Origin of the sequence: Sorangium sp. So ce117, from assembly GCF_051524395.1 — a bacterium.
GTDB classification, from domain to species: Bacteria; Myxococcota_A; Polyangia; order Polyangiales; family Polyangiaceae; genus Sorangium; species Sorangium cellulosum_B.
Genome location: NZ_CP150309.1, coordinates 4978066 through 4990683 on the forward strand (window position 1 = coordinate 4978066; position 12618 = coordinate 4990683).

The following is a 12618-nucleotide window of genomic DNA, read 5'->3' on the forward strand; positions in this document are numbered from 1 at the left end:
GGGGAACGTCTGCGGGAGCTGGGAGGGGGCGATCGGCGCGCTGGTGCAGGCCGGCACGCCGGTGGTGCTGAGCTCGCGCTGCCCCGGCGGGCGGGTCACGCCGACGTACGGCGCGCCCGGCGGCGGGCGGCGGCTCCGGGATCTCGGGGTGATCGCCGCGGGCGCGCTCTCGGGGCCCAAGGCGAGGCTCGCGCTGATGTTCGCGCTCGGGGCGGGGCTCGACGGGGCGGCGTTACGCGCGTATTTCGACCGGCTTGCCGGGTAGAACGTCGCCCCTTGCGCCCGGGCCGCGCCGCTCGTCGCCGGCGCCGCTCGACGCCTTGCGCTTCAGCTTCTCCTCGACCCGCGTGCCCTTGAAGAAGCTCGCGTTGGCCTCGGTGTAGAGCTTGTACGGGTTCTCGAACACGTACGCCTTGAAGTCCTCGGCGCTGAGGACGCCCTCCTCCACGAGGCGATAGCTCTCCGCGAGCGCCTCGGTCAGGTCGGGGACGTCCCAGTGGCCGACGTCGGAGGAGTAGATGGCGTTGATCTTCGCGCCGAGCGGGTTCGCCTTGTTGTTGAACGCGGCCGCAATGGTGCGGTCGTCCGACTCGGATCCGAAGAAGAAGTTGTTCACCCAGCGGTCGCGGATGTCCTCGATCTTCTCGATGCCCGCGGCCTCGAAATCATTGCGGTACTCCGGCGCAGGCTGGCGGGCGTCGCTCGTGTACCCGGCGCCCAGCGTGTCGGCGATCAGCTGCTCGCCCTCGATGGAGCGCCCGTTTGCGAGCTTTGCGAGATCCGCGCCGTACCGCCGGAAGAGCTCGGTGAAGAGCGCGCGATCGGTCGCCGCGGGGTCGTAGTGCTTGAGGCCCTCGGGGCCGCGCTTCTGGAAGCGGTCGACAAGGTGGATGTAGACCCGCGCGCCCCAGTCCGCCCCGCCCTCGAGCATGCCGATGCGCAGCCCGGGGAAGCGGCGGGTGACGCCGCCGAAGAACAGCGCCTTGGCGAACGCCTCCGATCCGTCGGCGAAGTGGCCGACGTGGTTGTTCATGTAGTTGCTGATCGACGAGCGCCCCGTCCAGCCCTGGCTCCCGTAATGGGTGAGGACAGGCACGCCGAGCTCGACCACCTTCGCCCAGAAAGGATCGTAGTTGTACTCGCTGTCGATGCCGTAGAAGTCGATGTACGTCGCGTACTTCGCGATCTCCGGGTGGTGCGCCGGCGGGTACTTCTCCGCGATCGCCTTGATGGGGCGGCGCACGCCGCCGGCGATGTTGATCGCCTTGAGCCCCAGCTTCTTGACGGCGAACTCCAGCTCTTCGATGCCCTCCTCGGGCGTGTTCAGCGGGATGCCGGCGACCGGGGTGAGGCGGTCGCTGTACTTGCGAAACAGCTCCGCGTGGTAATGGTTGATCGCGCGCTGGAGCGCCTGCCGCGCGCCCGGGTCCTTCACGGCGAGCGGCGCGAGGGTGTTGTTCGGGAACAGGACCGAGTAATCGGACCCTTGCTCCTCGAGGCGCTCGGCGAGCAGCTCCGGCAGGTGGTACGTGGCCACATCCAGCGTGTTGCGCGTCACCCGCGCCCACCACGGCGACCTGACGGTGCGGTAGTGCTGCCGCTCTTCGGGCGTCTGGCTGTACCAGTCCTTCCCGCTGCTGTTCTCGGCGTTTCGGCGGCGGGAGCTCAGGGCCTTGCGCAGGTCGTCGACGAGCTTGGCGCCTCCGTACGTCGCGACGAAATCCTCCAGCGCCGGCGAGTAATCGTTGGTGTGGATGTCCGCGTCGATGACGGGGTAATCGAGCTTTTCCTTGACCGCCACGGAGGGCGAGGCCTTGAGACGAGCGATACGGTCAGTCATGAAGACTCCGGAGAAGGGGTTGGGCGCACCGAGGTCGCCGGTGGATGGTCGATGGCCGTGCTGGCGCGCCGCTCTTTGCAACACGCTCTTTGCAACACGCGTGCCCTGGCGCCGGCGCCGAGGGGTTTTGCGCTCTTGACCGCGGATCTCGGCGCCCCTCCGGCGCGCTCGCCGCGCGCGCTGCTCGGATCCGAGCAGCGGTTCAGCGCGGCTGCTTCCTCAGCAACACCCGGACGAAGCGCAAGCTAGCAGCTGCTCGCCGGGCCACTGCCGGGGCAGATGGTCGGGAGGCTGACGCCGGTGGTGGTCCCGTTGATCCAGTCCTTGTAGGTCGAGTGCTGCACCTCGTAGCCGATCCAGCCGGTCCCCTTGGCGAAGTAGTACACCTCGTCTTTCCCGGCGCCGTCGATGATGACCTTCTTGATCACGTCCGTGTAGACTTGACCGTTCGGAGCGGTGACGGAGGACAGGTGCTCGACCGTGTACCGCTGCCACGTCCAGCCCTCGTGCCACGAGTCGCAGGCGCCGCAGGTGGTCTCGCTCTGCGCGTCGACGTAGATGTCGAACGTGTAGGTCTGGACGCCGCGTGACTTGTCGAAATAGCGCGGCAGCACCTTCGCTCCTCCCCAGTCGGTGGTGTCCTTCGGGGCCTGGTAGGCGTAGCCGCCCGCAACAGGGTCTCCGCGCCACTGGTGCCTGCAGTCGGTCGGGCTGTTCAGCGCGCCGCACTGCTCATCGCAGTACGTCTGGATGCCGGTGTCGAAGTACGCCCACGAGGTGTCCTTCCACAGCCGGATCCACTGATCGTCAGCGGTGTAAGACTCGTAATCGGCGCCGTTCCTGCCCTTCACGTACACGAACTGCCTGCGCCCCGAGAGGTCCTTGCCCTGCGGGACGTACCATCGAGCTCCGGTCACCTGCGTGGAGTACTGGGGGCCGCTCGCGCTGCATCCGGGCGTCATGTAGTCGAAGAGGTCGACGACGCTGGAGGTCCGGCAGGACGTCGAGGTCGTCCAGATGGGCTTGCCGGCGGTGTTGTAGATGACGAGGTTGCAGTCGTCCTGGAGGACGAAACGTGCGCCTGGGTTTCCCGCCGTCCTGGAGTTCCAGAGCGCGCGGGTGCCGGCGTAGAGGACCAGGTTCCCGTCGGTCTGCATGATGAACCTGGTCGTGTCCGACCGCGGCGCCGTGTGCGTGGCCCAGGACGCGCCGGTCTCGTCGTAGGCGACGACGTTGCCGTCCGTCTGATGCACGAGCTTCACCCGGCCATTGCACGACCGGATCGACTGGCTTCGATCGAGAGACTCCCCCGGGGCGAGCCCGCCGCACGCGAGGGCGCCCTCGGCCGTCCCGGTGAGCTCGTCTGGCTCGGCGCGCTCGTCGGACTCCGACGAATGGCCGGCGCCACAGGCAGAGAGAGCTGCCGGAATCGCCACGAGGACCAACGGATAAAAGAATCGTTTCATTGCAAGTGTCTCCTTCTCGGAATGCAGCGCAGAGAGGACCGCGCTCGGTGCGCAGAGCTCACCCAACGAGCCGCCACGTGCGGCCAGGGAAGGCGCCGAGCGTCTCGCCGGGGCAGCTCCGCCCCGGAGCGGGGAAGGGCCGTCTTCCTTCAAGCCCCGCTGCGCGGTCCGCGTCCCGTCACGTGCCCTGAGCACCCCGCATGCCAGTCATCCACAGCGCCCTTCGGCGCCGCGCGAGCGGCGCCTCGACCTCGGGTAGGCAACGGCTGCGTAGAAGGGACGAGGAGAGAACGCAGGGCTTGCTGAGGTAAGCAAATCTTGCTGGCGCCCCGACCGCCACCGGAAGGCCGGGCCGCTCCGGCCTCTTTCAGGCTGGGATGGGACAGCCGAGATGTGTGACGGGATTTCGCTCGACCTGCGCCGCGGGCAGGTCATGGCGGCGGAGCGCCGGCGAGCGGGTCACGCCGGGCCGAACAGCGCGAGGCACTGCGCGTCGAGGACGCCGCCGACGAGATCGAGCGGCGCGCCAGAGCTCTCGTTCATCCACCTCGCCGGGACGGCCAGCTCGCGCTGCGCGCCGCCGGTCGCGTCCGTGACCTCCCGCATCGTGCAGCCGTAGACGATGCGGCTCACGCGGGCGAGCCAGGCCGCGGTGAAGCACATCGGGCAGGGCTCCACGGTCGTGTACAGCGTGTATCCCTGCAAGTCCGGCCCGGCGGCCGCGCAGGCGCGGCGCACGGCGCCGACCTCGGCGTGGTACGTGAAGTCGCGCTGGCCGTTCACCTCGTCGGTCGCCTCCGCCACGACGGCCCCATCGGGGGCGGCCACCAGGGCGCCGAACGGCGGCTCGCCCGCGCGCTGCGCGCCGCGCGCGAGCTCCAGCGCGCGCCCCATGAGCGCCTCGTCGCGGCTCATCGGACGAGCCTCGGGTCGAGCAGCGACTCCGGCGCGGGCGCCTTCTTGACGAGCTTGGACTCGACAGCGAAGTCGACAACCGCCTTCATCGAGGCGTACACGGGGCCGGCCTTCTCCGCCGTGCCGAAGAGCTGCTTGTTGTCGGCCAGGTCGTAGATCTTGTCGCCGCTCAGCATGCCCTTCACGTCCTCGGGCGGAGCGTTCAAGTACTTGCCGACGATGGGAATCGCCTTGTCGGGCTCGCCGCGCAGGACGCGCACCCCCTGATCGATGGCGCCGATGAACCTCGAGCAGGCGTCACCGGACTCGGCGAGCCGCGATCGGCGCACGGCCACCGCGTCCATGATGGTGTCGGGGACGCTGGCGCTCGAGAAGATGACGCGACCGCCGCCCTTGGTCGCCTTGGTGATCCACGGCTCCCAGGTGACCGCGGCGTCGACCTTCCCCGCCACGAACGCGGCCCCGGCGTCGTCTGCGCTCATGCTCGTGACCTTCACGTCGTCCGTGGAGAGCCCGGACTTCTTCAGGCCGGCGAGGAACAGCATGTGATTGACCTCGCCGAGGGTGAGCGCGACCGTCTTGCCCTTGAGATCGGCCATGGACGCGACCCCCTCCTTCGCCACCACCGCGTCCGCGCCGTTCGAGCTGTCGATGAGCGCGATGGCCACGACGTCCGTGTCGCCGTTGCCGCTCAGCACGGCCAGGTTCTGCAGGGTCGTCAGGCCGATATCGAGCTTGCCCGCGGCCAGCGCCGGCAGCGTGTCCCCGGGGTTCGAGAACGGCTTGAGCTCGACGTCGAGGCCAGCCTGCTTGAACAGCCCGAGCTCGTTCGCGATGAACACGCCCGCATAGCCGATCCACAGGTCGTGTCCCACGGTCAGCTTCACCGGCGCGTTCGCCGCGGCCCCGGGCTTCTCGCCCGGCGCGGCGGCGGCGGGCACCTCGCGCGCTGGCTCGTCCTTCTTCGAGCAGCCTGGCGACAGGAGGAGGCAGGCGAGCGCTGCCCCGAGCTCTAGCACGACGGTCCTTCGGTTCATGGATCCTCTCCCCTCGGCGTATTCGTGAGCCCGAGGAGCAAGCGGCGGCGCTGCTCCTCGGGGCGGGCCTTCCCCCGCAGGAGCGAGAGAATATCCCGTTTGAGGCGCAGCAGCGCCTCGTCGAGCTTGAGGTCGGGCGAGCGATCCGCCCGGGGTACGGGCACGTCGATGGTGGCCACGACGCGGCCGGGGCGCTCGGAGAAGACCACCACGCGATCGGACAGGATCAGGGCCTCTTCCACGTCGTGCGTGACGAAGAGCGTCGTGATCCGGTGATGTCGGATCACATGGAGCAGGAGCCCCTGCATCTCCTCACGTGTCTGGGCGTCGAGGGCGCCGAACGGCTCATCCATCAGCAGCACCTCCGGCTGCGCGGCGAGCGCCCGCGCCAGCGCGGCGCGCTGCTGCATGCCGCCGCTCAGCTCCGCGGGCGCGCTGTCGCGGAAGTCCCACAGATCGACGAGGCGCAGCAGGCGCTCTACGCGGTCCGCCTCTCGCGCGGAGCCGGCCTGCCGCGCCCGGCCGCGGTGGCGGGCCAGCGTCAGCGGGAAGCGGACGTTCTCCCGCACGCTGAGCCACGGGAAGAGCGTCTGTTGCTGGAACACGACGCCGAGCTCGGCGCCGGGGCCGAGGACGCGTTCGCCGCCGAGCGTGACGGTCCCGGTGGTCGCCGGCTCGAGCCCCGCGACGATGTGCAGCAGCGTCGATTTCCCGCACCCGGAGGGGCCCACGAGGCTCACGAACTCGCCCTCGCCGACATCGAGGTCGAGCGGGCAGAGGGCGCTGGTCTCGCCGCCGCGGCCGCCGTACGCCTTGCTGACGCCGCGCACGGAGAGCGTCACGCGTCGCGCCCCCTGGCCCAGCGGAAGAGCCGGCGGTGCGCTGCGCCGAACGCCCAGTCGAGCCCAAGGCCGATCGCGCCCAGCACCGCCAGGTACGCGTAGATGCTGGGCGTCTGGATGAAGCGATAGAACCTGAGGACGCGGAAGCCGAGGCCCTCGGTGGCGGCCACGAGCTCCGCGACGACGACGTAGCTCCACGCCCACCCGTTGCACATGCGCAGCGCGCTCCAGATGCCGGGGAGGGCGGCCGGGGCCAGCACGCGCCAGACGATCTCCCGCCGGGTGGCCCCGAGGCTCTGGCTGACCTGGAGCAGCGGCGCCGGGACCCGCCGTACCTCGTCCGCGGTCATGAGCAGCAGCTGGAAGAAGGTCCCCAGGAAGACGAGGAGGACCTTCGCGCCCTCGCCGATGCCCGCCACGATCATGACGAGCGGGATCAGCGCCGGCACGGGGACATAGCGGAGGAACTCGGTCGGCGGCTCGATCAGCGCGGCGATCGATCGGAACGCGCCGGCGAGCACGCCGAGCGGGACCGCGAGGAGCGCGGCGGCCACGAACCCGGCCGTGACCCGCAGGAAGCTGTAGCGGACGTCGAGCCAGAGCTCCGCCGAGCCGAGCGCTTCGGCCGTCGCCCGCCCGATGCTCGCGAGCGTGGGAGCGAGGGCGGTGTTCACCCCGTCGCGGCCCGCGAGCCAGGCGTACGCCGCGAGGGTGGCGAGGAAGCTCGCCGCGCCGAGCGCGAGACGGACCCGGGCGGAGACGGGGCGGCCGAGCGCGAGCCAGCGCGGCGGTGGTCGCTCGCACTGTCGCGATGGGGTCCGCGGCGCTCGGTCGCCGGGCATCTGTCAGCCGAAGAGCTGCATCACCGCGGCGCTCTCGGTGACGTAGGCGAACGCGTTGCTCATGCAGAGGATCGCGGCGTCGTGGAGCTCCCGTGTGGTCCCGGCCACGGCGTCGACCGGGAGCAGCACGCGGTAATCCAGGTTCCTCGCGGTGAGCACGGTGCTGAGCACGCAGATGTTGGTGCACACGCCGCAGCAGATGAGGTTCTCCACCCGCTTGCTCCGGAGCAGCAGGTCGAGGTCGGTGCCCAGAAAACAGTCGTAGCGCCGCTTGGTGAAGATCCGATGATCCTGCGGCTCGATCCGCAGCCCATCGACCAGCTCGGCGCCGCGGGATCCCTCGAGGCAGTGCGGCGGCTCGAACTCCAGCTCGATGCCGAAGTCGCACCGATCGGCCCTGTGCATCTCCTGGCTGAAGACGACCGGCAGGCCGTGCCCTCTCGCCCACGCGGCGAGCGCGTTGACGCGCTGTACGATATCGAGCGCCCCGCGCGCCTCGCAGGGCGCGCCCTCCTCGACGAAGTCCCGCTGCATGTCGATGACGAGGAGGGCGGTGGTGGCGGGGCGGACCTGGTCGAGGGGCAACGGGCGGATACGCGGCGTCATCGCTGGTCTGGACGTTCGGCGCGCAGGGGACACCGGACGCGTCGAGCTCGCTGAGGTGGGGTGAAGTGGTGAACCGACCGTCTCTACATCAGCCGGGAATGCAGCGTTAAAAGGCTGAACGGAATTTAGCCGGTGCCTCGCCGAAGGGTCAAGCGAGACCTGGGTGCGTGAGCACTTCGAGAAGGCGTGAGGTCGCCCGCTGCGTGGAACAAGGTGCGAGAGAGGGAGATGTCTCTCGCCGCCGCCTGACGTCTCTGACGTCTACAGCGGCGCCCTCCGCTGCACGCCGGTCATCTCCTTTTCCGCCGCGCCATCGCGTAACGCACGCCGGCCCGGAGATCTCTCAGGAGGACGATCCCCTCCAGCGTCTCGCCGAAGGCCGCGAGCGCCGCGGCGGTGCTGGCCGACATCCCCACCAGGACGCTCTCGGCGCCGAGCAGGCCCACGGCCTGCACCGCGCGCAGGAGGTGGAGCGCGACGGCGCTGTCGATCATCGGGACGCCGGTGAGATCGACGATCGCGAACTCCGCGTCGTGGCGCTGCACGCCTTGCAGGAGCGCCTCCATGAGCTGGGTGCCCCGCATCGTGTCGAGATGGCCGATGAGCGGCACGACGATGACCCCGTGGTCGATGGGCAGGACCGGCGTCGAGAGCGCGGCTATCGTCTCGAGGAGGCGCGACTGGATGGCGAGGAGATCGGCCTCGGTGCTCCGCAGCGCCTCTTCCGTCCTCTTTCGTGCGGTCATGTCGACAACGACCCCGACCATCCCCATCACGCGCCCGCTCGCGTCGCGGAACGGGACGTTGTTCTCCAGCGTCCAGCCGTCGCTCCCGTCCTCGAGCTTCCACCGGAGCTCCACGTTGAGCCGCGGGATCCCCTCGGACATGATGGTCTCGTCGTTCTCGCGGTAGCTACGCGCGACCTCGTCGACGAATATCTCCTCGTCGCGCTTCCCGACGATCCTGTCGCTCGAGAGGCGATAGTGCTCCGCATAGGCCTTGTTGACGGCGAGGTACCGGTGGTCCCGAGCCTTGAAGAACACCATCGCCGGGATCGCGTCGAGCATCGCGACGTACCCCGAGGCCTCCGCCGCGAAGAAGCTGGCCAGGAGCTCATGCTCCTGGGCAACGGGCCGCGCCTCGCGTACGGCCAAGCTCGGCCGCTGCGCCTCGGCCAGAGCCTGCTCCAGGTCCGCGACGCGCCTGCGGAGCGCCGCGACCTGATCGTGCAGCGACGTCTCGCTCTCTGGGTCTGAAAGACACTGCATTACAGGGTACCACGTGTCGGCCGGGCCACGGTGACCGCATGATTGTCGGGGGCGCAACACTTGTCAAGCGCTCGATGTCCGTTGTCGACTCACGGCGTGTCGCCGGTGGGGCCGGCAGGTCCCGTGGATGTCGACCAAGACGTTCCTCGCCCGTGCGGAGGGCGAGCGCGCGCTGTTACGCGCCGTTTACCCGCCGTTAACCCGCCGTTACGCGCCGTTTACGCGCCGTTTACCCGCCGTTCAAGCTGGACCCGTGCTCGTTTGTCAGGACAGGATCTGCGGAGGGCGGGAATCTGCCTCGTACAACGCGGACGATGGTTGTGCGTTGCGCGTGGCCGATATAGCGGCGTGGACGTGAGATTCGTTGTCTCGCGCATCTCGATTCCTGGTCGGGTGGAACGACGGAGGCGCCTTGAGCGATCGGCCCTTCCCTGGTCGAGACGCGCCGTGGCCGGGGGTGACCCCGCTGCCTGCGCGAGGCCTTGCGTCTCGGCCGGCGGCGGCGCAAACCGCGGCGCGTGAGCGTTTCGGGCGTATCAATGAGCGCCGCGGGCGCGCGCCGCGCGGCGAGCGGGCGCAGGGTAGGCGCACCAGCCGGCGCGTCGCCGGCCCGTTACCACGAGAGCGCACCATGAAAACGCAACCGAAACGCCTCGCCGCGGTCCTCGCCTGCCTCGCCGCCGTCCTCCCGGCGTGCGCCGAGAGCGAGGCCCCGGCCGCGCCGGAGCCCCGCCGCGTCGGCGGCTTCAGCACGCCCGAGTCGGTGCTCCATGACGAGGAGCGCGACGTTTACCTCATCTCGAACATCGTCGGTTCACCCGTCGAGAAGGACGACCGCGCGTTCATCTCGCGCGTCTCGCCGGACGGCGAGATCCTCGACCTGACATGGATCGACGGCGCGTCGGAGGGCGTGACGCTGAGCGCCCCGAAGGGCATGGCCATCGCGGGCGGCAGGCTCTATGTGGCCGATATCGACGTGATCCGCGTCTTCGACGCGAGCGACGGCGCGCCCATCGAGGACATCGAGGTCGCCGGCGCCGGCCTGCTCAACGACGTCGCGGCCATGCCCGACGGGTCGATCGTTGTCTCGGACTCCGGCGTGGCCATCGGGGAGGGCGGGTTCACCTCGATCGGCACCGACGCGCTCGTCGCGGTCGATCCGGGCGGGGAGGTCTCCCGGTTGATCGCCGATCCCGCGCTGCCGCACCCGAACGGCGTGGCGTGCGCGGAAGGCGAGATCTGGGTGGCTTACCTCGGCGCAGCGCGGGTCGACGCGCTCGACGCCTCGGGGAAGCTCCGGCGCGAGATCTCCCTGCCCGCTGGCACGCTGGACGGCCTCGTGCGCCTCGACGACGGCCGGCTCCTCGTGTCGAGCTGGGACGCGGGCGCCGTCTTCGAGATCGACCCCGCCGGGGACGCGGCGCCGCGCGTCTCAACGCTCGCGGCGGATCTCCCGAGCCCCGCCGATCTCGGCTGGGACCGCGCGAGAAATCGCCTGCTCGTCCCGCTCTTCAACGACGGCGAGATCGTCCTGCTCGACGTGAAATGAGCCGGTGGAACAGCGCTTTGGGCCCCGGGGCGGCGCGGTTACGCTGCGCCGCCCCGGCCGGCCCCGCGCTGCGTCTGCGCGGCGAGAGAAGCGCCCTTTTCCATCAGGAGCGACGATGAAGACCCAGCTCACCCGACTGCTCGAACCCGCCGATCAAGCCCAGGCCTGGGGCGCGCTCAGAGAGGCCATCTCCCGCCTGGAGCGCTCGTCCTCGGCGAGCGGCGCCGGCCTGGCCCGATGGGTCGGCGTCTTCACCCGCACGCGCGATCGGATAACGATTCAGCGGCTCTCCCGGCCGCTCGTCGTGCTCATCCTCGACGGCGCGAAGCGGATCTTCCTCGACGGCCCGGACGGCAACACGCGCCTCGTCGCCCGGGAGGGGCAGATCCTGCTCGTGCCGCAGGGCATCCCCCTCGAGCTCGTGAACGAGCCCGATCCCGAGCGCGGCGCCTACCGCTCGTTCACGATCGAGCTCCTGAGCGAGGTCGACGAGCGGCTCCAGCGCCGGTATCCAACGCTCTGCGTCCAGCGGGGGCTCGGCGGCTTCGAGGCGGATAGGCCGCACCTCCTCCGCTCCGCGATGCCGTCGATCCAGGCGCTGATCCACCTCGTGAACACGCTTCTCTTGCCCGGCGCGCACGCGCTGCTCATCGAGCACCGGCTGGAGGATCTCATCCTGACCCTGCTCCTGCAGCACCGGGAGCAGCTCGACGAGGCGCGCGCCGCCTCCTCGACGCTGGCGCTCGATCCGACGCTCGCGGTGCGGGCGCTGGTGCGCCGCGATCCGGCGCGCCCGTGGGCGGCCCCGGAGGTCGCGCGCGCGCTCGGGGTGAGCGACGCGACGCTGCGCCGCCGGCTCGGCGCGAAGGGGGTCTCGTTCAGGGCCCTCCTGTGGAAGGAGCGCCTCGATCTCGCCAAGGGGCTGCTGCGCTCGGGGCGCCACGGCGTGCTGGAGGTCGCGACGGCCTGCGGCTACGACTCGGCGTCGCGCTTCGCCGAGCAGTTCCGGCGCTCCGAGGGCGTCAGCCCCTCGGAGTACCGCGCGCGGCACCGCGCGAGCGCGAACGACTGCTGGAGCGAGGAGCCCGAGCCCGACGCGAGGTGAGGGGCTCAGCCCGCCTTGTCGATGCGGCCGTCGGGGTAGCGCGCGAAGCGGCCTTCCGCGCGCCCGTGGACCGGGCCGTCGCTCGGCCACGGCCATCCGCCGAAGCCGGTCCGCCGGTAGTCAAGGAAGGCCTGCTGGACCTCCGCCATCGAGGTCATCACGAAGGGGCCCTGCTGCGCGACGGGCTCGCCGATCGGCTTGCCCTGGAGGAGCAGGAGCTCGGCCTCGTCGGGGCCGTTCTCGAGCAGCGCGGCGGCGCCGTCGCGGAGCGTGATCCTGTGGGCCGCGGGGACGCGGCGGGCGCCGACGCGCAGCTCGGCGCCGCGGAAGAAGTAGAGCGCGCGGTTCGTGCCGGAGGAGGCGGCCGGCAGCGTGAACCGCGCGCCAGGGGCCATCTTGAGCGTCCAGATCGCCACGTCGGACGCGGCGCGCGCCGCCCACGACCTCGGCGGCGGGGCCGGCGCGCGGAGCTCGCCGAGGCGGCCGGCGACGATCGTGATCTCGGTCGTCCTGCCCGCGGCGTCGCGCGCGATCTGCCTGGGGATCGTGTCGCCCCACATCATCACGAAGCGCGGCTCGGCGAGCTTGTCGGCGCGCGGCAGGTTGAGCCAGATCTGGAAGAGCTCGAGCGGGTTGGGCCCGTCCTTCTCGACGAGCGGGAACATCTCCGCGTGGACGATGCCGCCCCCCGCCGTGAGCCACTGGACGTCGCCGCGGCCGTAGCGCGCAGCCGCGCCGAGCGAGTCCGCGTGATCGACGAGCCCGCGCCGCACGACCGTCACGGTCTCGAAGCCGCGGTGCGGGTGCTGCGGGAAGCCGGGGACCACGTCGCCGTGGTACATGCGCCAGCCGTCCTTGCCCGCGAAGTCGCGCCCGATGGCGCGGCCCGCGAGCGAGGTGGCCGGCCCCATCCGCTCGTCGCCGGCCGGGTACGCGTCGTCGTGGTGGACGCAGAACAGGAAGGGATCGAGCGTCTCCCAGGGGAACCCGAGCGGCGCGACGTCGCGGACGAAGTCCTCCGCGGCGAGCGCGGCCTCGTCGGTGCGACCCGGCGGGGGCGCGGAGGGGTCGCACGCGGCGACGACGGGCGTTGCGGCGAGGGCGCCGAGGACGGTGCGGCGATCCATGGGGCTCATCGTCTCATCGTA

Annotated in this window: 12 protein-coding genes; 3 read left to right on the forward strand and 9 right to left on the reverse strand. The window is 70.6% G+C overall.

Annotation, left to right across the window (positions count from 1 at the left end):
- Positions 1–43 precede the first annotated feature (43 nt).
- Positions 44–265: a hypothetical protein gene (locus tag WMF46_RS18525; protein ID WP_437986820.1), complete on the forward strand. Its 222-nt coding sequence runs from the start codon at positions 44–46 to the stop codon at positions 263–265.
- Here the strand turns inward: WMF46_RS18525 and WMF46_RS18530 are convergent.
- From WMF46_RS18530 to WMF46_RS18565, 8 genes are all read right to left on the reverse strand, one after another.
- A complete protein-coding gene (locus WMF46_RS18530; RefSeq protein ID WP_437986821.1) occupies positions 233–1840 on the reverse strand; it encodes an amidohydrolase family protein in 1608 nt (535 codons plus the stop codon). The two genes, WMF46_RS18525 and WMF46_RS18530, sit on opposite strands and share 33 nt — an antisense overlap.
- Positions 1841–2085: 245 nt before the next feature.
- Entirely contained in the window at positions 2086–3306 is a 1221-nt protein-coding gene (locus WMF46_RS18535; RefSeq protein WP_437986822.1) for a hypothetical protein, read from the reverse strand.
- Positions 3307–3765: 459 nt separating this feature from the next.
- Positions 3766–4221 (reverse strand): nucleoside deaminase, encoded by a 456-nt coding sequence (locus tag WMF46_RS18540; RefSeq protein WP_437986823.1) that lies wholly within the window; start codon positions 4219–4221, stop codon positions 3766–3768.
- Positions 4218–5258 carry an aliphatic sulfonate ABC transporter substrate-binding protein gene (locus WMF46_RS18545; RefSeq protein WP_437986824.1) on the reverse strand — a complete coding sequence of 347 codons (1041 nt, stop codon included), beginning with the start codon at positions 5256–5258 and terminating at the stop codon, positions 4218–4220. The genes WMF46_RS18540 and WMF46_RS18545 overlap by 4 nt, the downstream gene beginning before the upstream one ends.
- On the reverse strand, positions 5255–6100 hold the full coding sequence (locus tag WMF46_RS18550; protein ID WP_437986825.1) for an ABC transporter ATP-binding protein: 846 nt from the start codon (positions 6098–6100) through the stop codon (positions 5255–5257). The genes WMF46_RS18545 and WMF46_RS18550 overlap by 4 nt, the downstream gene beginning before the upstream one ends.
- Complete coding sequence (locus WMF46_RS18555) at positions 6097–6942, reverse strand: ABC transporter permease (protein ID WP_437986826.1); 846 nt, start codon at positions 6940–6942, stop codon at positions 6097–6099. Before WMF46_RS18555 ends, WMF46_RS18550 begins: the two co-directional genes overlap by 4 nt.
- A gap of 3 nt (positions 6943–6945) precedes the next feature.
- Complete coding sequence (locus WMF46_RS18560; RefSeq protein ID WP_437986827.1) at positions 6946–7548, reverse strand: cysteine hydrolase family protein; 603 nt, start codon at positions 7546–7548, stop codon at positions 6946–6948.
- A gap of 290 nt (positions 7549–7838) precedes the next feature.
- Entirely contained in the window at positions 7839–8816 is a 978-nt protein-coding gene (locus tag WMF46_RS18565; RefSeq protein ID WP_437986828.1) for a PAS domain-containing protein, read from the reverse strand.
- A gap of 631 nt (positions 8817–9447) precedes the next feature.
- On the opposite strand from WMF46_RS18565, the gene WMF46_RS18570 reads away from it, so the two are divergent.
- Both WMF46_RS18570 and WMF46_RS18575 read left to right on the forward strand, forming a co-directional pair.
- The gene (locus WMF46_RS18570; RefSeq protein WP_437986829.1) at positions 9448–10365 is read left to right on the forward strand and encodes an SMP-30/gluconolactonase/LRE family protein; all 918 of its coding nucleotides are present in this window, start codon (positions 9448–9450) and stop codon (positions 10363–10365) included.
- Between the two features lie 115 nt (positions 10366–10480).
- Positions 10481–11470 carry a helix-turn-helix transcriptional regulator gene (locus tag WMF46_RS18575; protein ID WP_437986830.1) on the forward strand — a complete coding sequence of 330 codons (990 nt, stop codon included), beginning with the start codon at positions 10481–10483 and terminating at the stop codon, positions 11468–11470.
- Positions 11471–11475: 5 nt separating this feature from the next.
- On the opposite strand, the gene WMF46_RS18580 is transcribed toward WMF46_RS18575, so the two are convergent.
- Complete coding sequence (locus tag WMF46_RS18580) at positions 11476–12606, reverse strand: pirin family protein (RefSeq protein WP_437986831.1); 1131 nt, start codon at positions 12604–12606, stop codon at positions 11476–11478.
- Positions 12607–12618 lie beyond the last annotated feature (12 nt).

Excerpts from the sequence above, each read along its gene's own strand:
- WMF46_RS18580 (WP_437986831.1), bottom strand. The coding sequence starts at position 12,606 with ATGAGCCCCATGGATCGCCGCACCGTCCTCGGCGCCCTCGCCGCAACG.
- WMF46_RS18530 (WP_437986821.1), bottom strand. The coding sequence starts at position 1,840 with ATGACTGACCGTATCGCTCGTCTCAAGGCCTCGCCCTCCGTGGCGGTC.
- WMF46_RS18535 (WP_437986822.1), bottom strand. The coding sequence starts at position 3,306 with ATGAAACGATTCTTTTATCCGTTGGTCCTCGTGGCGATTCCGGCAGCT.
- WMF46_RS18565 (WP_437986828.1), bottom strand. The coding sequence starts at position 8,816 with ATGCAGTGTCTTTCAGACCCAGAGAGCGAGACGTCGCTGCACGATCAG.
- WMF46_RS18560 (WP_437986827.1), bottom strand. The coding sequence starts at position 7,548 with ATGACGCCGCGTATCCGCCCGTTGCCCCTCGACCAGGTCCGCCCCGCC.
- WMF46_RS18545 (WP_437986824.1), bottom strand. The coding sequence starts at position 5,258 with ATGAACCGAAGGACCGTCGTGCTAGAGCTCGGGGCAGCGCTCGCCTGC.
- WMF46_RS18555 (WP_437986826.1), bottom strand. The coding sequence starts at position 6,942 with ATGCCCGGCGACCGAGCGCCGCGGACCCCATCGCGACAGTGCGAGCGA.
- WMF46_RS18575 (WP_437986830.1), top strand. The coding sequence starts at position 10,481 with ATGAAGACCCAGCTCACCCGACTGCTCGAACCCGCCGATCAAGCCCAG.
- WMF46_RS18540 (WP_437986823.1), bottom strand. The coding sequence starts at position 4,221 with ATGAGCCGCGACGAGGCGCTCATGGGGCGCGCGCTGGAGCTCGCGCGC.
- WMF46_RS18570 (WP_437986829.1), top strand. The coding sequence starts at position 9,448 with ATGAAAACGCAACCGAAACGCCTCGCCGCGGTCCTCGCCTGCCTCGCC.